At 63.9% G+C, this 22,549-nt stretch carries 15 protein-coding genes and 1 pseudogene; 2 read left to right on the top strand and 14 right to left on the bottom strand.

Going from position 1 to position 22,549, the window contains the following annotated elements; genetic code table 11:
- Positions 1-433 precede the first annotated feature (433 nt).
- The 3 genes from SH412_RS26070 to SH412_RS26080 form a co-directional block, all read right to left on the bottom strand.
- The gene (locus SH412_RS26070; protein WP_336520972.1) at positions 434-1,777 is read right to left on the bottom strand and encodes a DUF1552 domain-containing protein; all 1,344 of its coding nucleotides are present in this window, start codon (positions 1,775-1,777) and stop codon (positions 434-436) included.
- Between the two features lie 368 nt (positions 1,778-2,145).
- Complete coding sequence (locus SH412_RS26075) at positions 2,146-4,458, bottom strand: DUF1592 domain-containing protein (RefSeq protein WP_336520973.1); 2,313 nt, start codon at positions 4,456-4,458, stop codon at positions 2,146-2,148.
- 244 nt (positions 4,459-4,702) lie between these two features.
- Positions 4,703-5,002, bottom strand: a complete 300-nt coding sequence (locus tag SH412_RS26080) for a 4Fe-4S dicluster domain-containing protein (protein ID WP_336520974.1) — start codon at positions 5,000-5,002, stop codon at positions 4,703-4,705.
- 525 nt (positions 5,003-5,527) lie between these two features.
- Here SH412_RS26080 and SH412_RS26085 point away from each other — a divergent pair.
- A complete protein-coding gene (locus SH412_RS26085; RefSeq protein WP_336520975.1) occupies positions 5,528-6,847 on the top strand; it encodes a sedoheptulokinase in 1,320 nt (439 codons plus the stop codon).
- A gap of 124 nt (positions 6,848-6,971) precedes the next feature.
- On the opposite strand, the gene SH412_RS26090 is transcribed toward SH412_RS26085, so the two are convergent.
- The 11 genes and pseudogenes from SH412_RS26090 to SH412_RS26145 all read right to left on the bottom strand — a co-directional run bounded on the left by SH412_RS26090 (position 6,972) and on the right by SH412_RS26145 (position 21,170).
- Positions 6,972-7,289 (bottom strand): hypothetical protein, encoded by a 318-nt coding sequence (locus SH412_RS26090; RefSeq protein WP_336520976.1) that lies wholly within the window; start codon positions 7,287-7,289, stop codon positions 6,972-6,974.
- A 370-nt stretch (positions 7,290-7,659) separates the two neighbouring features.
- The gene (locus SH412_RS26095; RefSeq protein WP_336520977.1) at positions 7,660-10,083 is read right to left on the bottom strand and encodes an ATP-binding protein; all 2,424 of its coding nucleotides are present in this window, start codon (positions 10,081-10,083) and stop codon (positions 7,660-7,662) included.
- Positions 10,084-10,341: 258 nt separating this feature from the next.
- Positions 10,342-11,955 (bottom strand): annotated as a pseudogene (locus SH412_RS26105) (ATP-binding protein).
- A 77-nt stretch (positions 11,956-12,032) separates the two neighbouring features.
- Positions 12,033-13,427: an argininosuccinate lyase gene (gene argH / locus SH412_RS26110; protein WP_336520980.1), complete on the bottom strand. Its 1,395-nt coding sequence runs from the start codon at positions 13,425-13,427 to the stop codon at positions 12,033-12,035.
- Between the two features lie 109 nt (positions 13,428-13,536).
- Entirely contained in the window at positions 13,537-14,616 is a 1,080-nt protein-coding gene (flhB, locus tag SH412_RS26115) for a flagellar biosynthesis protein FlhB (RefSeq protein ID WP_336520981.1), read from the bottom strand.
- A 156-nt stretch (positions 14,617-14,772) separates the two neighbouring features.
- The gene (locus tag SH412_RS26120; protein ID WP_336524181.1) at positions 14,773-15,762 is read right to left on the bottom strand and encodes a flagellar biosynthetic protein FliR; all 990 of its coding nucleotides are present in this window, start codon (positions 15,760-15,762) and stop codon (positions 14,773-14,775) included.
- A gap of 26 nt (positions 15,763-15,788) precedes the next feature.
- Complete coding sequence (gene fliQ / locus SH412_RS26125) at positions 15,789-16,055, bottom strand: flagellar biosynthesis protein FliQ (RefSeq protein WP_336520982.1); 267 nt, start codon at positions 16,053-16,055, stop codon at positions 15,789-15,791.
- 74 nt (positions 16,056-16,129) lie between these two features.
- Positions 16,130-17,044 carry a flagellar type III secretion system pore protein FliP gene (fliP, locus tag SH412_RS26130; RefSeq protein ID WP_336520983.1) on the bottom strand — a complete coding sequence of 305 codons (915 nt, stop codon included), beginning with the start codon at positions 17,042-17,044 and terminating at the stop codon, positions 16,130-16,132.
- 145 nt (positions 17,045-17,189) lie between these two features.
- Complete coding sequence (locus tag SH412_RS26135) at positions 17,190-17,873, bottom strand: FliO/MopB family protein (RefSeq protein WP_336520984.1); 684 nt, start codon at positions 17,871-17,873, stop codon at positions 17,190-17,192.
- Between the two features lie 252 nt (positions 17,874-18,125).
- Positions 18,126-19,805, bottom strand: a complete 1,680-nt coding sequence (locus tag SH412_RS26140; RefSeq protein ID WP_336520985.1) for an SLC13 family permease — start codon at positions 19,803-19,805, stop codon at positions 18,126-18,128.
- 222 nt (positions 19,806-20,027) lie between these two features.
- On the bottom strand, positions 20,028-21,170 hold the full coding sequence (locus SH412_RS26145; RefSeq protein ID WP_336520986.1) for a TlpA family protein disulfide reductase: 1,143 nt from the start codon (positions 21,168-21,170) through the stop codon (positions 20,028-20,030).
- A gap of 216 nt (positions 21,171-21,386) precedes the next feature.
- On the opposite strand from SH412_RS26145, the gene SH412_RS26150 reads away from it, so the two are divergent.
- Positions 21,387-22,535 (top strand): cysteine desulfurase family protein, encoded by a 1,149-nt coding sequence (locus tag SH412_RS26150; RefSeq protein WP_336520987.1) that lies wholly within the window; start codon positions 21,387-21,389, stop codon positions 22,533-22,535.
- Positions 22,536-22,549: the final 14 nt, after the last annotated feature.

Below are 22,549 nucleotides of genomic sequence, written 5' to 3' on the forward strand. Positions count from 1 at the left end.
GGAGCTGAATCGTTTTGGGAATGTGATCCGAGAATTCTACGTTCGCGGCGACTGGAATGTCGAATCGCACTGCCGACGAAACAAAAATCGCACCCGGCGGAAACAGGACGTCCTGCCGGATGCGATCTGATTTTTTCACGCACAACTTCGGGTGGCCGGCGCTGGGCCGCAGGGAAGCCCCGGTCTTCGGTAAATCCAGCCAGGACCGGGGCATCGCGAAGACGCTCCTGCCCCGGCCACCCATTCTCGTCCGGATCGAGCTTCGCGACCGCTCTCACGGACCAGCCCCGTCAGTGAAGCAGGGCCTGTTCCACCGGTCTCTTTTCGCTTTTCCCGTGGGGAATGCGGCCGGTGAAACCGGCCCTACTTGCTGACCACCGACGACGGACCTCTTTTCTGCGAGACCCGAATCCCCATACCCGATACCCGTCAATCAGGTATCCAGCCCCGTCAGCCGGCCGCTGCTGTCGCCCAGTTTTTCAACGTGGATTCCCGCCCCGTCGAGCATCGACAGGTAGAGGTTGGTCAGCGGCGTGCCGTCCGGGTAGGCGATATGCCGACCGGATTTGACCAGTCCGCCACCCTTGCCCGCCAGAATGATCGGCAGGTTGTTGTGGTTGTGCGCGTTGCCGTCGCCGATGCCGCTGCCATAAACGATCAGGCTCCGGTCGAGCAGCGACTCTTCGCCTTCCCTCGCGGCCTTGAGCCGTTCGAGGAAGTAGGCGAGCTGCGTGACGTGGAACTGGTTGATCTTCTGCAGTTTGGCCTGCTTCTCGGCCTTCGACTCGTGGTGCGACAGCTCGTGGTGACCTTCCGGCACATCCAGGAACGGATAGCTGCGGTTGCTCCCTTCGTTCGCGAAAACGAAGGTCGAGACGCGCGTGGTGTCGGTCTGGAACGCCAGCACGACGAGGTCGCCCAGAATCCGCAGGTGCTCTTCGTACGACGCCGGGACGCCCTTCGGACGATCCATCGGCACCGACTGCCCGGCGGGGGCACTGGCCGCCTTATCGATCCGGACTTCCAGTTCGCGGATGGCGGTCAGGTACTCGTCGAGCTTCCGTCGATCGGCGACGCCCACATTGCTCTGCAGGCGACGTGCGTCGTCCCGGACCATGTCCAGAATGCTCTTGTTGTAGCGCTCGCGCCGGGCACGAGCCTCTGCCGATTCCCCCGGCCGACCGAAGGTGAACAGCCGGTCGAAGATCAGCTTCGGATCGACTTCCTTCGGCACCGGCTGAGACTCGTTGCGCCAGGCGATGTTCGAGGAGTACGCGCAGCTATAGCCCGAGTCGCAGTTGCCCGACTGGCCGCCGGCATCCGCGCCGACTTCCAGCGAGGCGAACCGCGTGGACTTGCCGAACTCGTGAGCGGCCAGTTGATCGATGGAGACGCCAGCCCGGATGTCGGCGCCGTCGGTCTTGCGCGCCTGGGTGCCGGTCAGGAAGGTCGCCAGCGCGCGGGCATGATCGCCTCCCCCGTCGCCGTTGGCGTTGGCCTTCTGCTGCGTCAGTCCCGACAGGACGCAGAAGTCGTCCTTCAGGCCGGCCAGCGGCTGAAGGGTCTTCGGCAGTTCATACCCGGCCCCTTCGGTCGTCGGGAGCCAGTCGGGCATGTGCTTGCCGTTGGGGACGTACAGAAACGCCATCCGCAACGGCTTCGCCGCCTGTTCCGCAGCCGCCCACGACCGGGGGAGCATGGCATCCAGCATCGGCAGCGCAATCGCCGTTCCCAGCCCCTTGAGAGCCGTCCGGCGGGAAATACGTGGCAGACCCATTGACGTCACCTTCGAACTCTGGAACTCACAACCATCAATTGAATTTTATGCGAAATCCCCGCCGCAGACTACTTCCACAACGTTCATCGGCAGACACCAAAGCCCAAGACAACCACGAATCACACGAATGAACACAAATCGTTCTTAAGAAAAGACTTGCAACGCATCTTGATGCCTTCGCAGGAACGCAATTCTGCTTTCAACCATCAGTTCCGGCCCGTTTTCCCATTCTCCGTGGCTTCCGTGAACTCCGTGGTTGCTGCCAGTCTTCGCTTTTGCCGTCCTTCGTGCTCATTCGTGATATTCGTGGTTCTCTCTGCCTGTCTTCTCCGCGTCGTCCGCGACTCTGCGGTGAATCTTCTGCTTCTTTACTCCGGCATCGCCGTCCTCGCGCGTTGCCGGAACGCCGTGCTCTTCACGATCTCCAGCACCAGTACCGAAAACTTGTCATCCCGAGACTCCATCTTCGCCGTGACCTCGTTCAGCGAGCATTCGTCGAAGTATTCCAGGCCCCGACCGAGCGCATAGGTCAGCAGTTTCGTCGCCACGCACCGGCGGAATTCCGCCTTGCGTTCGATCAGAATCTGCCGCAGTTCGACTGGACCGCTGAACGTCCGCCCGCCCGGCAGCTCGCCCCGCGGATCGACCGGCGAATCGTGGTCCTTGTCGCGCCACTTGCCGATCGCATCGAAGTTCTCCAGTCCGAACCCCAGCGGGTCCATCAGCCGATGACAGGCGGCGCAGGCCGGATTCGACCGGTGCAGCTCCAGGCGTTCGCGCAGCGACGCCGTCTTCTTGGTCTCCTCCTTCTGGGCTTCCAGCGACGGTACGTTCGGCGGAGGTGGCGGAGGTGGGGCCGCCAGCAAGTTTTCCAGAATCCACTTCCCCCGCTTCACGGGCGATGTCCGCGTCGGATTCGACGTCACCGTCAGGATGCTCGCCTGACCCAGCAGTCCGCCTCGCGGCGACCCGGTCAGGGAGACCCGCTGAAACTCGTTCCCGCTGATCCCCTCAATCCCGTACAGTTTCGCGAGCGGCTCATTCAGATAGGTGAAGTCGGCGGTGAGCAATTCCAGCACGCTCCGGTCTTCGCGGATGATCGCGGTAAAGAGCAACTCCGTTTCCCGCCGCATCGCCACGCGCAGCTCCGGGTTGAACTCCGGAAACTGCTTCGTATCCATCGAAATCGTCTGCAGGTTCCGCAACTGCAGCCACTGCCCGGCAAAGTTCTCGACGAGGGCGTCGCTCCGGGGATCCTGCAGCATTCGCCGGATCTGCTGTTCCAGTACCGCGGGGTCCTTCAGCGTGCCGGCGCTTGCCGCGGCAGTCAGCTCTGCATCCGGCTGACTGCTCCACAGGAAGTAGCTGATCCGTGTGGCGAGTTCAAAGTCATCCAGATCGCGAACGGCGATCGGACCTTCCGCCGGCGGGTCCTGCTCGACCCGGAACAGAAACCGGGGCGACACCAGCACCGCCTGAACCGCCACCTGCATCGCCCGCTCGAAGCTGGCCTTGTCGTCGAGCACCAGATTCGCAATCCCCACGTATCGCTCGACCTCTTCCGCGGCCATCGGACGGCGAAAGGCTTGCGGCAGCAGCGGCGTCAGGTTGGCCCGCACGGCCGCCAGTTGCGCGTTTCGATCGGCTCCTGCCGCGGGCGTGTGGGGAATCAGCCGCCGATGCGATTCCGGCAGAGTCTCCGGCAGCGCTCCGATCGGACCAATCACCGACACCGACTGCACGTGCAAATTCCGATCCCCCTTGAGCTTCGGATCGGGATCGTCGGGCTTGTAGTAGTCATTCAGAAACTTCACCGTCACGCGATGCTTGCCCGGTTCGACGCGGGCGGTTAATTCATAGGTCCCCGGATCGCTCGACGTCGCCGGCACGTCGACCGTCTGCAGGTCCTTGCCATCCAGCAGAAACGCCATCTTCGTCGGTTCGAGACCGGCCTGATCGCCGTACGCCTGTACGCGGAACAGGTAGTCGGCATTCGCCACGAACTCGAACTCATCTCCCGCCTCGGAGACCGACGCCAGCACCTTGCCCGGTTTGGTCACCACCGGTGCGAAGTCCAGCTCCGGCACCAGAATCGCCCGGCGGACAACCTCGTCGGCGGCGTCCAGGTACCGCTCCAGCAGCACCGGCGGCAGCGTCAGCACGTCCCCGATGTTGTCGAAGCCGTAGCCGACATCGTCCGAAGGAAAGCTGTCCGCGGGGCGGTAGTCGATGCCGATCAGATCGCGGATCGTCCGGTTGTACTCGCTCCGGTTCAGCCGGCGGAGAGTGACGCGCCCCGGATAGGCCGGTCCGTCGCAGATCACGGTGACGGCGTGGCTCTGCACCCACGCGGCCATTCTGGCCCGCTCTTCCGCCGAAGGCTGTTCGGCGTCGGCCGGCGGCATGATGTGGGCATCGAGCTGCGTGAAGACCTTTTTCCAGGTCGCGCGATCGCGGGTGCGGGCCAGCTCGATGTTGAGCCGTTCGAACGCCACCCCGGCATCCGGCTGATCGCCGCTGTGACAGTCGCCGCAGAACTTCGTCAGCAGCGGCAGGACGTCTTTCTGATAATCGAGCTGAGCCCCGGGATCGGCCTGTGGTTGCGGAGTCTGAGCGGGAACCGTCGTCTGCAGACAGACGACAAGAAGAGCGCAGCCGAAAACGCGGGCAAAGCCGGGCATGGAAGGATTCTCGGGGCAGGCAGGTCAGTCAGGCGGGGCGACCCTGCAGGCAGGATCGCGGCTCAGGGGTGCTCTCTCCATCATATCGACTGCGCACGATGCGAAACAATCCCGGAATTCCAGGGAGGGATGGGCAACGGCAGAGAAAGGAGCGTGGAATCGGCGAGTGGTGTGGGAGTTCAAAGTCGTTGCGGGTCCAGGGCTTCGATGGAACCGTTGCGATGTTCCTGAAGGGCCTCCGCCGTCAGTTCAGTGAGAGTCGAGGGGATTGTTCTGACCCCCGGCGTCTCGCAACGGCGTCTTCATTCCCATTGATATTCGGGCAGCGAGCCGACATTTCCCGATTCAACGGGATGTAATCCCGCCACGGTTCCGGCACATTGTCTTCGTGGCAGATTGCTTCGACCGGACATTCCGGGACGTACGCGCCGCAGTCGACACACTCGTCCGGATGGATGAAGAGCATTTGCTGCCCCTCATAAAAGCAGTCGACCGGACAGACCACGACGCTCCGAGCCTGTGATCCTTTCCCCCCAACCGTCACAGAGCCGCCCCCTCCGGGCGAAGTCTCGGCGTCGGGCCGCAGCCTCCGTCATTGCCAATCACCGTCCGGTCAGGACGCGTGGCCGGTTGCCTCGCCCTCGGTCACAGCCGAGCCAGCCAGACCCCGAACGACGAACTGCCGCAGACCCCGGTCGCGGAACACCGCGTTCGGATGCTCCGCCAGACTCGATCGCAGCCGGTCGATTACCTGCCCCGCGGCCGTCCCCATCCGTTCCCGCCAGCGGGCAATGACCGGCGTGTCTCCTTTCCTCGGACCGAACGGGCCCTGTCCTTTCTCCCGCTGGGCCTCCTCGTCCCGCACCCGCGTTGAAACCGGGGGACGCCGTGAGCAGACTGAGGGCGGGGACGGGTTGATTCCTGCCGCCCGTTGTCGCGCCCTCCGAAGAATCGTGCAAAGCGAACTGCGGAAAAATCACAGGCTCGGAGCGCCCTCTCCTCTCACCGGCCTTTCTTCGTGTCCATTCGCGACCTTCGTGGTTCCCTCTTCTGTTTTCCGAGTCTCAGCATGAGTTTCATCGGTCTCGACCTCGGTTCCACCTCGATCAAGGCCGCCCTCCTCGACCCGGCCAGCGGGACAATCACCCACGTCCGCAGCCGACCATTTCCCGATCCCGTTCCCGGTCAACCGGCTCTGTGGTTCGAGATTGATCCCGAACCCGTCATCGCCCACGTCCGCGACCTGATCGCCGAACTGGCAAATCTCAGCCCCACCCCCTGCACCGGCCTCCTCGCCTGCAGCCAGATGGGAGGCGTGATCCTCGTCACCCCCGACGGCCAGCAGCACCGGACGAACTACCTCTCCTGGCGCGACCAGCGCGTCCTCGAACCTCACCCCGGCGGTCACGGCACCTACTTCGAGGAACTGCAGCGCCGAACGACGGAAGACGAACTGACCGCCATCGGCCGCGAACTCCGCCCCGGCTCCACCCCCGGACTCCTCTTCTGGCTCCGCGAGAACGGCCTGCTCCCCGCCGGAACCGTCGCCGTCAATCTGACCGACTACGTCCTGTCACGCCTCTGCGGGACGCCTCCCCGCCAGGAAGCGACCCTCGCCCTCGGCACGCTCGATCTGCAGACACGGACTTGGCAACACGACTGGTTCGACCGCCTCGGGCTGAATGAAATCGCCTGGCCCGAACTGATTGCTCACGATGAACCCGCTGGTTGCTGCAAAATCGCTGGTCAGTCGATCCCCTGCTATCCGGCGATCGGCGACCAGCAGGCCGCCCTCTATGGGGCCGAACTGGTCGAGGGGGAGCTTTCGCTCAACATCTCGACCGGCTCGCAGGCCGCGGTCCTGACGTCGTCGCTCGTCCCGGGCGACTACCAGACCCGGCCGTATCTGGGAGGCCAATACCTCAACACGATCACGCATTTGCCAGCGGGCCGCTCGCTCAACGCATTGGTCGGTCTGCTGGGGGAACTGGCCGCAGCGGAGGGACATCCGCTGCGCGATCCGTGGTCGAAGATCGCCGAAGCCGTCGCAAACGCCGAACCCTCTGAGTTGTCGGTCAATCTCGCCTTCTTCGCGGGCAGCCTGGGGGACCACGGAAGGATCGACCGGATCCGGCTGGAAAACCTGACCGTCGGCCAGTTGTTCCTGGCTGCGTTCGAGAACATGGCGGCCAACTACGAACTGTGTGCAAGTCGCCTCCAGCCAAACCGTGACTGGCAGGGAATCGTGTTGTCCGGCGGCCTGGCGCAGCGTTTTCCGAGGTTACGGGAACTGATCGGCCAGCGTCTGGCAGGACCGATCCGGATGGTCGATGCCGCGGAAGAAACCCTGCAGGGTTTACTACGACTGGCGAAGGATCTCATCGCGTAGGACAGGCTCCCGCCTGCCGAATTGCGATGTCCACGGCAAACCAACTCTCTCGCGCCCCGCCTTCTCCTCACCATCCACGAATCACCATCCACTCCCCCGGCGAGATCGCGCAACATGCCAGCCCCTACGGCCGCACCTCGAACCACCCCTCGCGGTAATACGTCCGGTCCACGCGCCCGCCGTTCTGCAACACAAAGTTGTTGACGCGGTAGCCACTGCGGAACTCGAACGTGAAACCTTCACGGTAGTAGGCCGTTCGATACGCCGAGCGGCTCTCCGGAACCGGATGCGGCGGCGCTCGCTCGTCGGCCAGCCGATGGCTGAAGTACGATCGGCGATACATCCAGTCCTGAGCCAGGCCCGGCGACGCGTCGAGCCAGACTCCCGTCGCCAACCCGACCCCAATCAGCAACGCAGTTCCGATCCTGTGCAGGATGGCCATGCCGGTCTCCCTTCCCCGGCCCCTCCGCTCAACGCAGAAAGGTGTTGCCAAAAGTCCACATTGTTGACTCACGGCAACGTCGCGAAGGAGCCACTCCTGAAAGGGTTTAATCAGGCAGTTTCTGCGCCAGTCGCGGTCAAAACTGTAAGGCCTTGCCGGCCGACGATGATCGACGCCGCAAAGGCCCCAACGGCGAAGTCCCGCATGCCGCAATCTGCGACAACCGTCTCAGTTTGCACCACAGCCGGACAATCCAGCCCCCCGCGACAACCTCCCAAACATCCCGACCCATCGCACCGACGTCTTTTCACTCACCACTCGCCATCCACCACCCCTCAACTCGCCTCTTCTCCTCACTACCCACCATCCACTATCCACCAACCACTTCTTCCCCGTGCCACGCCAGCGCCACGCGCGTCACCGAAATATCCGCCTTCTTCGGCTTGATCGTGATCTCCTCCAGCAGCAGCCGGTCGGGACTGGCGGTCGCTTCGAGGGCTTCCGTTTCCGCCTGGAACTGCGCCTCCAGATCCTGGAGCTGATGCTGCAGCGTTTCCAGATTCTCCTCCGCCTGGGTCACGTCCTGACGTTCCCGCCCCGCGCGGCCGGCCGAGCGCATCGCCGTCGCCGCCCGGCCGACGTTCGCCGTGCTTGCCAGCTTCCGGCCGAACAGCGCCCCCAGCAGCGACGTGCCGAACGACATTGCCGCCGACATCGTCTGCTCGCTCGCCTGGGCCTTCTCCTTCTCGATCTTCTGCTGCGCCCGGCGGATTCGTTCCTGCACGAGGGCCAGCTTCGGGGCGTACTTCGACCGCAGCTTATCCACCAGCAGATCCCGCTGCTCGCGGGCCCCCTGGCTCAGCCGCGCGCGAAAGTCCCCCTCGCTTTCGCCAGGCCGCGAAAACTGCTTCAGCGACGGACACTTCCAGATGTCGAGCTCGTGCGTCCGGTAGAGAAAGTCCTTCAGCGCCGTGGAAAGCTTCGCATACGACTTCGGCTGAGCCAGCTCTGCCGGAAGCTCCGCAAAGGAAGCCCCATCGACCGGAGATTTCTCCAGCTCGGGCTCCTCATCGATCGCCAGCTTCGCACCGTCCCAGACGTCGGCCGAGACGTCTCCCGCGACCTCCGCCGTCAGCAGCAGCGTCTCCCAGACGTCGACGTCGCTCTTCGCCTGTGCAAAGTGAACCCGCGCCGTCCCGACGAGCGCCGGCCGATAGGTCACCGGTCCCCGCGAACGAACCGGCACAAAGAGCTCAGGGACATCCGGCGGCAGAACAGGACGCGTGCCGCCCGCAATCGGAGCAGGAACCGGAGTCGCTGGAGCGGGGCTTGCGACGGCAGAATTCACCACCGGCTGCGCGGCCGCCGGCGCCCCGTTGGCCTTGCGATCGGCCATCAGCGTCGCGATCTGGTCGCGCGTCAGCGGCCCGCGCAGGAACGACAGCGCCCAGCGGGTCTGGAAGACTACGGGCGCGTCGTCGTGGACGTTATTCATCAGGAACACGCGGTTCCCCAGACCGGACAGAATCGACTCCATCTGCTGCCGGTTGAACGACGCACCGGCCGCCGTGGACGCCCCCTCCAGTCCATCGAGCACGCGGGCCTTGTCCCGTTCCGTCTGCAGCCGCCCGATGAACCAGGTTCCCGCGTTCGAAAGCCCCTTGTAGTCCAGGTCGACGGGGTTCTGCGTCGCCAGCACGACCCCCAGGCCATACGCCCGCGCCTGCTTGAGCAGCGTCAGCATCGGAACCTTCGCCGGCGGATTGGCCGTCGGCGGAAAGTAGCCGAAGACCTCGTCCATATAGAGCAGCGCCCGCAGACTCGCCGTGCCGGACTGCCGACGCATCCAGGCGATCACCTCGTTGAGCAGGATCGTCACGAAGAACATCCGCTCGGGATCGGACAGATGTGCGATCGAGAGAATCGCCAGCCGGGGCCTGCCGGCGGGGGTATACAGCAGCCGCTGGATATCGAGCGGCTCCCCTTCCATCCAGGCGGAGAACCCGGGCGACGCCAGCAGGTTGTTGAGGCTCATCGACAGCCCGAAGCGGTCTTTCGCCGGGAAGACGCTTTCCAGATCCATCACGCCGATCTTGTCGAACGGCGGCGACTGGATCTCGCGGATCAGCCGGGGCAGATCGAGGTCTTTGCCATCCCGCCAGGCTCGCTCCATCAGGCTGGCCAGCAGGATGTGCTCCCGGCTCTGCAGCGGGTCGGCGTCGATCCCCAGTAGAGCGAGCAGCCCCGAGACCGCGGCGTTGATCCGCTCGCGGAGAGCGTCGGCGTTCTCCATCGTCTCGGGACCGGGCGACGCGAACGAACGGAGCACCGTCAGCGACAGCCCCGCACTGCTGCCCGGCGTATAAATCGCCACGTCGGCGGCCTCGCGGAACTTCGCAATCCGCTCGGGAGTCTGCCCCCATGCGGCCAGGCCGTTCCGCCAGTCGTCGGCCGTTTTCTGCGCCAGCTCGTCGAGCGACAGCCCTTTGCGGGTGGCGTCCGCCGGATCGAGCCAGGGCTTGAAGCTGCCCGGCTGCAGATCCGGAAACGTGAGGAGCAGGTTCCCCAGGTCCCCCTTGGGGTCGATGATGATCGCCGGGATGCCGTCGATCGCCGCCTCTTCCAGCAGGGCCAGGCAGAGCCCGGTCTTGCCGCTGCCGGTCATCCCGACGCAGACGGCATGCGTCGTCAGATCCTTCGCGTCATAGAGCAGCAACTCATCCCGCGCGGCCTTTGCCGCGGGATCGTAAGTCTTGCCCAGGTAAAACGCGCCAAGCTTCTCGAAATCTTGCATGACGGGGTCTCGCTATCAATCAAGGGCGGACCACGGAGGTCGCGTATCAGAGTCCATCGCGGGAAAGCCATTGCGTCAATTGACGGCGCGCTCGGCGACTCGCTCCCGTTTTTCGTCGTGCCGAGCAGGATCTGAGGAATTGACACCGTTCGTGTAACCGCTTGGTGCAATCGAAGGTTAGCGGTAACATGTTTCTAGATAACGGGTTATCACGCAAGGAATTGCACCGGTTTGCACCGGTTTACACTGGTTTGCCGATTACTTTTCAATCACGGGATACCACCGACTGCTTCGCGTTGTGCCGATCATGTGAATCTCTCCGTCGCGTTCGAGTGACTTCAGAAGCAACTGGATCTGTCGACGTGACTGAGCCGGCAGCACCTGCATTAACTCCCCGATCGGGCTTCCGGAGTTCTGACTCTCGCGAATGTGCTTGAGCAGCAAGGCTCTGTTCTGATCCCGATCGAGCCCCTTTTTCCGCGTGTAGATGCCCTTCTTTCCCACGAAATCATAGAACCGCCGGGAGAGCACGTAAGTGCCACGCGTCACCCGTTCGATGATGCCCTGTTACAGTAAGTACTCGACGCGCGGTTTGAATTGCAGTCCGGGCTTCTGCTCGCGGTGAATCAGGTCAAGGACCAGAAAGTCCTGAGTGCTGAATGCTGCGACACGTTCCTTTCCCACCTTCTCAAGAAACCGCACAAAATTCGGATCTTGCACCGTTCCCGGCAGACTGATTGCAACTTGATACTGGTCGGTGTGGGCAAAGTCCGGGACCGGCTTACCGGACTTGATCGCTTCTTCGAAGATCAGGTTCATTCCCTGGCCGGAGCGCTCAACGAGACCGCACTTCGTGAAGATGTCGGCGATCCGCCGGTTTCTCGGGGATTGTCGATCCAGGACGTTCTCGATCGTGATACCCGGAGGGAAACCACCCGGACTGACGATCTCCAGTCGCCGCGGATACTGACGAACAAAGATACTTCCCCCGAGCTGGTAATCCCGGTGACTGACGGCATTCAACAGCGCCTCGCGAACGGCGCGCTCGCTGAACGTTGGCACGGTCAGTACGAACAAGCCATCCTGATAGTGCTGAAGATCGTTTCTGCGATTAATCGCGGTCCATAACTCGTCGTAGCACGCGAAGAACGCCTGACGAAACTCTCTTCGTTCCTGCGCAGGTCCCGATGCGTCTGTGGAACGATACTCGAACACGATCTCCGCCTGTGCCAGATGCCGGCCGATCGCAGCGGAAGTTCCAAACAGGATCAGGGCTGCGTAGGTGACGTTGCCGTCGATCGTGGCTTCTGCATCGGCCAGCAACTGCTGATCGGTCAGCGTCGCCAGGGAGCGATTTCCAGACTTGGCAATCCAGCGTTCTCGAAACGCCTGGATCGAAGCAGGATCCAGGTCCGACCAGTTTGCGGCGTCGCAGCGCTCCGCCGAATAATCTCGACCGGTCTCCGCGAACACTTCCCGCAACCGGTCCGTCGACATCTCGATCAGACTGTCGTTCTGTCGCATCCAGTACTTGCCGTCGAACTTAATCGGCGTGCCAATTGGCCTTCCCGGAACGTGAAAAACAAGAACGCGACCGGCGGGAGTCTGCATCTCATCAAACGTGATTCGAAGATGCAGTTTGTCGTGAAGCCCTTGACGGGTCCGTTCGGGCTGCAGAAAGGCCTGGCTGCCGACGATTCTGCGGGGACGCCGATCTGAAACTCCAAGAATGACTTTGCCGCCACCCTCGTTAGCCAGTCCGGCACAGTACTTCGCAAGTTCGTCAAACGGAAAACTCGATTTCGCCTCCTTGAACTCACAGTCCTCTCCTTCAACCCGATTCAACCATTCGTGAACTTCGTGGTCCGTCATGGTCGCATTCGCTTCGCGATCAAGGACTCGCTGCCCGACATCCTCGGGTTCAATCTCAACAAATCGACTCAGTCCAGTCATTCGGTCCGCGGCATGGAGGCCAACCGCTCGCGCCAGCGCTGCACCTGCGTCGCCACCGGGCCGGCCCCGCCCGAGCCCTCGCTCTGCAACCGGGCGACCACGTTGCGCACCCCCAGCACGCCGTAGACGTCGTCGGTGATCTTGTCGCTCGCCGCCTGAAACTCGGCGAGCGGCAGCTCGGCCAGCCGAATCTTCTTCTGCTCGCACAGGCGGACCAGCTTGCCGACCACCTCGTGGCCGGTCCGCATCGGGACGCCGCGCAGAATGAGATATTCCATCAGCGTCGTCGCGTCCAGGAAGCCTTCTTCCAGGCGGGCTTCGATCGTCTCGGTTCGCAGCCGGGCGTGCTCGACCACCGAAGGGGCGAGTTCCAGGCAGGCGTAGACCGTGTCGAAGGCGTCGAAGAACGCCAGCTTGTCTTCCTGCAGATCGCGATTGTAGGCCATCGGCAGCCCTTTCAGCAGCGTGAGGATCTGCTGGACGTCGGCGACCACGCGGGCCGACTTGCCGCGAATCAGCTCCAGCACGTCGGGATTCCGCTTCTGCGGCATGATCGACGAACCGGTGGTGTAGGCGTCCGGCAGCTTCAGGAAGCCGAACTCCGTCGTGCACCAGAGAATCCACTCCTCGGCCCAGCCGCTCAGATGAATCGCGATCAGCGACATCGCAAAGATCGATTCCGCCAGGTAATCCCGGTCGCTGGAAACGTCGAGACTGTTGGCCGCGACGTCGTCAAAGCCCAGCAGTTCGGCTGTGATTCGGCGATTGATCGGCAGCGAAGACCCGGCGAGAGCCGCCGCCCCGAGAGGCGAAACGTTGAGCCGGGCGCGGCAATCCTGTAGCCGGAGGCGATCCCGTTCGAACTTCTCGCAGTAGGCCAGCCAGTAATGGGCCGCCATCACCGGCTGAGCCCGCTGCAGGTGGGTGTAGCCGGGCAGAACCACACCTTCGTCGATCTCGGTCCGCGCAACAAACGCCCGCTGCAATTCGACCAGTTGCGCATCGAGAGCGTCGAGGCAATCGCGGACGTAGAGCTTGATGTCCGTCGAGACCTGGTCGTTCCGGCTGCGGCCGGTATGGAGCTTCCGGCCGACGTCTCCGATCCGCTGGATCAGGGCCGACTCGATGTGCATGTGGATGTCTTCGAGCTCCGTGCGGTACGCGAACTCCCCCCGGCCAATCTCGCCACCGATGACATCCAGGGTTTCGACGATCTGACAGCATTCGTCGGCGGTGATCAGGCCGACCTCGGCGAGCATCCGGGCATGGGCCTGCGAGCCGCGGATATCGACCGCGGCGAGGCGGGCATCGAAGCTGATCGATTCGGTGAACTTTTCGACGCGGGGATCCGTATGCTCCCCGAACGCCCCGCCCCACGCTTTGCCAGCCAACGCAGCACCTCTCTGCCGGAAATCGAGCCAGTGACGCCATCGATCCGACGGCGGAATGTGACTCCATTTCTAGCAGAAATCGAGAGGAGACGGTACGGAGCAAGCGATGCTACGCCGCCATCGGCGGCTGCCGACCTGTGATGCGGTAGACGTATGCCAGAATCTCGATGAAAACGTCGTACATCTCGGCCGGGATCTGCTGGCCCACTTTGACCGACTTGTACAGAGCCCGCGCCAGCGGCTTCCGCTCGATGATCGGGATGCCATGCTCGGCGGCAATCTTCCGGATCTGGGCGGCGATCTCGTCGGCCCCCTTGGCGACGATCGTCGGCGCCGGCATCGTCGCCGGGTCGTACTTGATAGCGATCGCCAGCTCAGTCGGGTTCGTGATCACCACGTCCGCCGTCTTGACCGCCTGCAGGTTCCGGCCTTCCGTCAGTTTGCGGTGAGCCTCGCGGCGCCGCATCCGCGTGTGCGGGTCGCCGTCCATATCCTTCATTTCCTCGCGCAGCTCCTGCTTGGTCATCATCATGTCCTGCTCGTGCTTCCACCATTGGAAGCCGTAGTCCAGGATGGCGAGGATCAGCAGCGTCCCGGAGAGGTAGTACCCCAGTTCGACCGTCGACTGCCCGGCATGCGCCAGCACCAGGAGCAGATCCATGTCGGCGATGTTGTGCACGCTCCGCACCTGGTACGAGACGTACCAGTACGCAATCGACGCGATGGCGACCAGCTTGAACAGGCTCCCCCCCAGCTTGACCAGGGCGGCGATCGAGACGATCCGCTGAGCCCCCGAGAGCGGATTGAGACGCTCGAACTTCGGCATCAGAGCTTCCGGCGACCAGAGGAAGCCGGCCTGAGCCAGATTGATGGCCAGGCTCCCCGCGGCGACAACCAGCATCAGCGGCAACACGCTGGCCGCCAGCAGAGTCACCAGTTGCCAGGTCTTCTTCGTGAACGTCGGGATGTCGGTCTCAAAGACCGGCGTCGCGGTGAGCGATGATCGCAAATAGCTGGCCAGCGTCTCGACGACTTCCGGACCGAAGAAGTACAAGGCACTGGTCGCCCCCATCAGCACGACGGCAGCGGCCAGGTCCGTGCTGCGCGCAATATTCCCCTGCTCGCGCGCCTGCGTCCGGCGGCGATCTGTCGGCAGCTCTGTCTTCTCACCATTCTCGTCGGAAGCCACGCCGATGCAGCCCTGGGAAGGTCAGTTGTTGGGGAGGGATTCGCGAGAACAAGGTGGCTTATCGCTTATCGCTGATCGCCGGAGGTTGCCGCCCCACCTCTTCTCCGACTCTCAACTCTCATCTCTCAACACTCAACTCCATAAAGCCCGCCGCACTCACGACTCCGGCAGCACCAGCACCTCGCCAAAGTGGTCGAGCGTTTCCGGCAGGAAATCCCACACCGACTCCCCCAGGCCGCCGAGCGTCGCGGCGAGGAACAGAAAACTCAACATCGCCCGCAGCGCGAAGCCGACCGTCTGAACATTGATCTGCGGTACGGTGTGGCTGAGAAAGCCGACCGTCAGATCGATCAGCGACATCAGCACCATCACCGGGGCCGCGATCCGGACCCCGATCACCAGCGACTGGCGGACCAGCTCCCGCAGCAGATCGATCGAGGAGTGAGAAACAAACGCCGTCCCCGGCGGAAACGTCTGAAAGGTCTCGACCATGATGCGGACCATCTGCAGGTGCCCGCCGACGGAATCGAGCATCAGAAACACCGCAGTGCCGAGCATGTAGAGCATCTGCCCGGTGATCGAGCCGGACGTTTGCAGGTCGGGATTGAAGACTTCTCCCAGGCCGAAACCGCTCTGCTGATCGATGAGCTGCCCGGCGATCTGCAATCCGGACAGGATCGCCGTCACCCCCAGCCCCAGCATCAAACCGAAGCTGATCTCCCCCGCCGCCACCCACGCCAGCTCGAACCAGCTCGTGGGCCAGACCGGGCGCACGTGGTACTCCTCGGGCGCCAGGCCGATGTCGGGCGACAGGTGAGCCGCCTGCTGCAGCGTGTCGAAGCGCGGCTCCAGTCCCGGGGGGACTTCTTCGCGGACGAGGCGGCCGTCGCCGTTCTCATCGAGCCGCTCGAAGCCCCTCCGAGCCTGCGAGTTCAGCGTGGGAGTAATGATCATCGCCAGCATCATGATGATCAGGATGCGGACATTCGGCGGAATGGTCGACTGTCCGAAGATCGGGCCGAGGAACAGCAGCCCGCTGAGCCGCAGCAGCACCAGAATGAACGTGTGAAATTGCTCGACGGCGCCGGGCAGCAGCAACTGCCAGGCGAGGTTTTGCAAGCGGTCGATCGCCGGCGGCTGAAGCATTTCGTCCACGAGCGGTCCCCTGCGAGCTAAATGGTGCCGGGAATGCCGCGGTACAGATGCGTGGTGTACTCGACCAGCAGCGACAGCGCCCACGGAAGCGTGTAGAGCAGCACCAGCACCATCGTGACCAGCTTCGGCACGAAGCTCAGCGTCTGCTCCTGAAGCTGAGTCACCGCCTGGACGATGCTGATCAGCAGACCGACCGCCATCGCCGACACCATCACCGGCAGGCCGATCGCCAGCGTCAGCATCACGGCATTGCGGCAGAGTTCGACGGCGCTGTCGATGGTCATGGAAGAAGCTCGGGAGCGGAAGGCGGAGAGCGGAAAGCCAGAGGTTCAGGATGCATCGGCCGGCACTGCCCACCCTACCCCGACAACGGCCGGACGCTTTCCAGCAGCATCCCCACGGTCAGGAACCAGCCGTCGATCAGCACAAACAGCAGCAGTTTGAACGGCAGCGACACCAGGACCGGCGGAAGCATCATCATGCCCATGCTGATCAGCACCGACGAAATCACCATGTCGATCACGATGAACGGCAGATAAATCTGAAACCCGATCAGAAACGCGACTTTCAGCTCGCTGAGCATGTAGGCCGGGGCGAGGGCCAGCAGCGAGACGTCTTCGTACGTCTCCGGGTCTTTCCAGTGCGCCGCTTCCGGAGTCCCCTCGACCGGCCGCTGGAAGTCCACGAACATCCAGACGACCTCCGCGTTGCCGGCCTGGTCGATCTGTTCCGCCATGAACTCGCGGATCGGAGCCACCGCCCGCTTGAAGGCCGTGATTTCATCAATCTGCGATTCCCCCGGCCCCGGAGACGTGTAAGGCCGCACACCATCCTGGTAGCCCTTGCTCCAGATCGGACCCATCACCATGAAGGTCAGAAACATCGCCAGCGAAATCAGCACCTGATTGGGGGGCAACTGCTGCGTGCCCAGCGCCTGGCGCAGCAGTCCCAGAACCACCACGAAGCGGATAAAGCACGTGGTCATCATCAGGATCGACGGCGCGAGGCTGAGAACCGTCAGCAGGACCATCACCTTCAATGAACCGGTCAATCCCTGCGGCGACGTCAACTGACCGACGTCGACCCCCAGCGGATTCGCCAGCCCGTTCGGATTCTCCGCCAGCGGCGGAACGAGCCTGGGAGGCTGCACCGCCGGGATCTGCCGCTCGACGGCGGGTTGAATGAACCCGCCAGGCGTCCGGCTGGTCGCCTGAGCCTGCAGGGTCTGCGGGGCGAGAATCCACGCCAGCAGCAGGAGCAGTGCCGTTTTCACGGAGGAGCGTCGGCAACTCGTAGGGTCCGCTGTGCGGACCGTCTTCGCGACGACCCGGCAATCGTTCCGCTGGTCCGCACAGCGGACCCTGCGACCGATCTCCGTCGCATTTGAATGCATTGCACAACCGCGAATGTCGTCCGTGCTACCCATGAGTCCGCTCCAGGCTGGAGGGCATGACGAACTCGCTGGATTGGAACGCCGGGCCGGGCTTGGGCTTCGCAGTCTGCGTGAAGAGTGCTCCAAACGTCTGGGCCGCGCCATTGTCCGATGTCGTCCGGCACGCGCCGGCAAGCAGGTCGATTTCAACCGGATCGGTATACTCGGCGAGCGTGCGGACGCCGTCCGGGGCGACGCCGAGCATCAGGATCCGCCCGCCGCAGCGGACGAGATGCACCGTCACGCGGGGTTCCAGCGTCCGGCGGCCAAGAAGCTCCAGGGCCTCGTTCGGGAGTGCACGAAACTGGGCCGGGCCGTGCGTCTTCAGCCACCGCGTCACCACCGCCAGCCCTGCGAATGTCGCCACGACGATGACCAGCGTCACCCAGAGGGAACCCGACTGTGTGGCGGCCGGCCGGCGGGGATTCGCCCCTTCGTTTGCGACTGACGGACGGCTGCGGGCTGGCAACGCACGTTCGAGCGGCGACGGGACTTCCCAGTTCGCCTGATCGAGGGGATTCGGAATCGCGATCTGACGCCGTGGATTCTCTGCTGCGAATGGCAATGGTTCGTCGGCGCAAATGCCGGCCGGGGTTGCGAGCAGGAACAGACCGGCGACGAACAGGCGCAGGCAGAAGCCACCATCGAGTGGTCGCAGCAACAGCGTCACGGCCCGTCCCTGGCTGGTGGCGTTCGGTCGCCGCCGATGCGTCCTGCACCAGCGGAGCTTCGGCAGAATCTGCCGGAAACGGGCGTGGAATACCCGAGTCCGCCGGTTGCGACAAGGCCAGTTGCGTGGAACGACCGCGTGAAACGGCAGAGCAGAGAGGAAGAGTTCCGGAAAGTGAAAAGTGAGTAGTGGGGAGTGAAGAGTGCAAAGTTCCGGAGGTTGAAACCCTCGCCACTTTACACTCATCACCACTCACTTGACACTTTCCGGAGTCATTGGACTTCGAGCGGGCGCGGCACTGTCGATCGCTTGTGCCGCCTTCGGCTTCGCCCAGTCCGGATTGTGGTTAGTCCGGACGTTCCAGGTCGGGGCCATCACCAGATAGGTCGCGGCAACGACAAGAATCATTCCCACGACATTCAGAATCGCCCCGTAGCCGGCCATGCACTCGACGCGGACCCGCCCGGTTCCGAAGACGATGGCGTTCGGCGGGGTTCCGACCGGCATCATGAAACCGCAACTGGCGGCAATGGTGGCGGGAACCATCAGCAGGCGGGGATCGACCTCCAGCGCCACCGCCAGGCTCGCCAGCAGCGGCATCGTCGCCGCGACCGTGGCGACGTTCGTGGTGAACTCGGTCAGGAACACCATCATCAGGGTCACCGCGGCGACAACGACAATCGCCGGCTGGTCGCGGCCGAGAACTTCCAGATGCTGCCCGGCCCAGATCGACAGGCCGGTCTTCTGAAAGGCGTTGGCGATGGCGAAGCCGCCGCCGAAGAGAAACAGGATGTCCCAGGGGACGGAACGAGCAGTCCGCCAGTCCATGAGCTTGACGCGTCGGCCGCTGGCCGGGTCGCGGACGGGAATCAGAAACAGGATGAGCGCCACGGTCATGGCGACGGCGGCGTCGTTGACGTACTCCCCCAGCGCCTGGTTCTCGCCGGTGACGCCGGAAGACCGCAGCCAGGCAATCACCAGCCGGTTCCAGCCAGGAATCAGCGGCGTATCGCCGATCGAGAAATCGGTGCGGAAGATCCAGAGCCCGGCGATCGCCAGAAAGGCGGCGAGCATAGCCAGTTCGGGGCGCGTCGCGCGACCGAGAGCGGTCAGGCGGCTGCGGAAGAACGAGCGATCAAAACGCTCGAAACCGGGCGGACGCTTCAACCCCCATGTCAGAACCAGCCAGGCCACTCCCAGAAAGACGATGCCGAACGGCACCCAGGCAATCATCCACTGACCGGCGGAAATACGCGGGGCGTCGGGAAACTGGTTCGCGAAGATCGTCAGAAAGGCGGCGTTGGTCGGCGTGCCGACCGGCGTCGCGACGCCGCCGATAGTGGCCGAATAGGCGATCCCCAGCATCACCGCCTGGCCCAGGTGCCGGAACGCGGGATCTTGCTGCAGGGCCAGCTTCGGTCCGTGGTCCAGGCTGTCTTCCAGCGAGGTCAGCAGCGCGATGGCGATCGGGAGCATCATCAGCGTCGTGGCGGTGTTGCTGACCCACATTGAAAGGACGAACGTGGCCAGCATGAAACCGAGGACGATCTGCCGCGGGCCGGAGCCGGTGCGGCAGATGATGTGCAGGGCGATCCGCCGGTGGAGATGCCAGCGTTCCATCCCCAGAGCGATCAGAAAGCCGCCGAGGTACAGGAACGAGCTGTCGCTGATATAGGCCTGGCAGACTTCCTTGGCGGGCAGGATGCCGAGGAAGGGATAGAGCGCCAGCGGGAACAGGCTGGTCGCCACGATGGCATAGGCCTGTGTCACCCAGAAGACCGCCATGAGGGCCGTCACCGCCGCCAGCCGCTGAGCGGGGACCGACATTCCTGCGGGAGTGGGCATCAGCCAGATCGCCAGAAACAGCGCGACGCCGATGAGCCGGCCCCAGAACGCCGCGCGGCCATGCCCCTCTTCGGCCCCTTCAGACATGGTGCGGCGTTCCGATTGTTGAAGAGATTTCAGGAAGTCGATGCCGGTCAGCGAGACGGGTTCGCTCGTGCAGCGCCTTAAACAAGTGGGATCTGAGATCGGGTGGCTGGGGTCGGCCGCTCTGGGCCGCCCCCAGCGAGGTGGCGAGAAGCTGCGGGCTCGAAGACTCGACCCCGAAACCTCAGGATCAGTTCCTCAGATTCTGCGGCGCTGGACCAAGCCTTACTTCGCGGCTTCGAGTTCCTTCAATAGCGCATCGACGGCCTTGTCGAGTTCTTCGTCACGCAGGTTCTTGAAGCGGATCACCCCTTTGGCGTCGAGAATATACACGGTGGGAAAGAATTGAACTCGCAACGTCTGCAGCGCTTCCCCTTCCGGGCCGGTCCACCAGTGCGTCCAGGGCATCGGCTCCTCGGCGATAAACTCCGTCACGGTCTGGCGGTCGTCGTCGGCGCTCAGCCCGACCAGGGCGAACGGCTTGCCCTGCAACCGCTTCACGAGCTCCCGTTCGTGCGGGATCATTTCCTTGCACGGGCCGCACCAGGTGGCCCAGACGTCGAGAACCACGACTTTTCCCAGCGTGCTGCTGAGCTTGACCGGCTTTCCGGTGAGCTCCGTCGCCGTCACTTCCGGCGCTTTGCTGCCGATGGACAGGTTCTCGAGAATATAGATCTCGTCTTCGGCCAGTTCCCCGAAGGAACCCTCGGGGCTCTCGACTTCGGCAAACTCCTTCTGCAGCCGCTGGAAAATCTGCCGGGCCTGGTCGCGCAGCGGGTTGCGGGCCGCGTCTTTCAATTCGGAAGCATCCGACTGTTTAACCAGCGATCGGGCGAGGGTCAGCAGGGCCGCCCCCTTCATCTGCGGGAACGGGTTCTTCTCGCCGATGGCCTCCAGAAACTTGCGCTGGCCGGGAGTCAGTTCCGCATCCTCCAGGAGCTGCAGCAGCCCGCCGAGTCGCGGCGAGGCGACGTGGTACTCCAGCAGCCACTCCTCCATCGCCTTCGACTGTTCCGGATTGTCCGGAAACTGGCTGAGCCACTCCATCGCAGTCAGCGCCGGCCGGTCCTTCGGATCCGCCTTGGCGAACGCGAAGACTTCGGACCGAGTTGCTTCAACGAGCGCATCCAGCTCCTTCTGGGCGGCGACTCGCTGCTCTTCGGTCGGCTCCTCCGGGAGCGCTTCAATCAGCTTGCCAGCCTTCGTCTCCAGCGACTGGATCAGCCCCTGCAACTGCTCGCTGCGGGACACAGGCGCGGCCTTGCCGGCGGCGGCCCCCTTCGGCGCCGGAACGTCGTCCTGACTCCAGGCGCACTGGACTCCGGCCAAAGCCACAACGAGACTCGAGATCCAACAGCGACGGAGCATGCGCAATTCCGGTTCAGGGGCGGTGGGTGATTCGCTGCATCGGCCAGGGGCCGAACAGCAATCGCTGCGCAAGTATAGTTGGGGGTCGGCAGTGACACCACGGTCCCGCGGAGGGAGCGTGCGTACAACGGGCGACGCACGGGCGTCCCAAATGAGGGCGGGCGGGGTACAATCTCTCCCGACGATGCAGCCACCGCTTTCCTCAGGCGACCCCGCGTGACTCCGATTTATCTCGATAATAACGCCACCACGCTCCCCTTGCCGGAGGTGATCGAAACCGTCGCGCAGGTCCAGCGCGAGGCCTACGGCAACCCCGGCAGCCGGCACTCGTTCGGACGGCAGGCCCGGCGGATTCTGGAGTCGAGCCGGGAATCCATCGCCGCCATCCTGGGAGCGGACGCTTCCGAAGTGGTCTTCACGAGCGGCGGAACCGAGGCCAGCAACCTCGCTCTGCGCGGTCTGGCGCGGGGAACGTCGGGAACGATACTTCTTGCGCCGGGAGAGCACCCGGCGACCAAAGAAACCTGCCTGGCGCTGGCGGCGCGGGGCTGGTCCCTGCGGGAACTCCCCGTCGATTCCAGCGGCCTGCTGACGCCGGAGGGGATTCGCGACGCCCCCTGGGGAGAAGTCCGCCTGGCCTCAGCCCTGCTGGCGCACAATGAAACGGGAGTCCTTCAGAACTTGGCGCTGCTGCGCGAACAATGCCGTCAGCAGCGCGTGCCGTGGCATGTCGACGCTGTCCAGGCGGTCGGAAAGATCCCCGTCGATTTCCGCGAACTGGGAGCGACGACGCTGAGTTGCGCCGCGCATAAGTTTCATGGTCCGCGGGGCATCGGCGCGCTGCTGGTCCGCGAGGGGAGCCGGCTGGAACCGCTCCATTTCGGCGGACACCAGGAAGCGGGCCGGCGGGCGGGAACGGAATTGACGGCCCTGGCCGCCGGGATGGCGAAAGCCCTGGAACTGTGGAACGACAATCAACCGCCGCGGACCGAACACGTCCGGGTACTGCGGGACCGCCTGCAGGCCGGGCTGACGGCTCGCTGTTCATCGACCGTGGTGATCGGCGCCGATTCGCCGCGGCTGCCGAATACGCTCAACATCGCGTTCCCTGGAATCGACGGCGAAGCGCTCCTCGTGGCGCTCGATCTGGCGGGGGTGGCGTGTTCGCTCGGGGGAACCTGCGCCAGCGGGGCGCTGGAGACGGCGCCGATCCTGACGGCGATGGGTTTTCCGGAGGAGATCCGGAGATCGGCCGTGCGGTTTTCCCTGAGCGCCTTCAACACCCGCTCGGAAATCGACGAGGCCGTCGCCCGAGTCGCCGCGGTCGTCGCGGGTCTGGCGGCGGCGGCCGGAACGCTAAGCTGACATTGCCCTGCCAG

This window comes from Planctellipticum variicoloris (assembly GCF_030622045.1).
Classification (GTDB): Bacteria; Planctomycetota; Planctomycetia; order Planctomycetales; family Planctomycetaceae; genus Planctellipticum; species Planctellipticum variicoloris.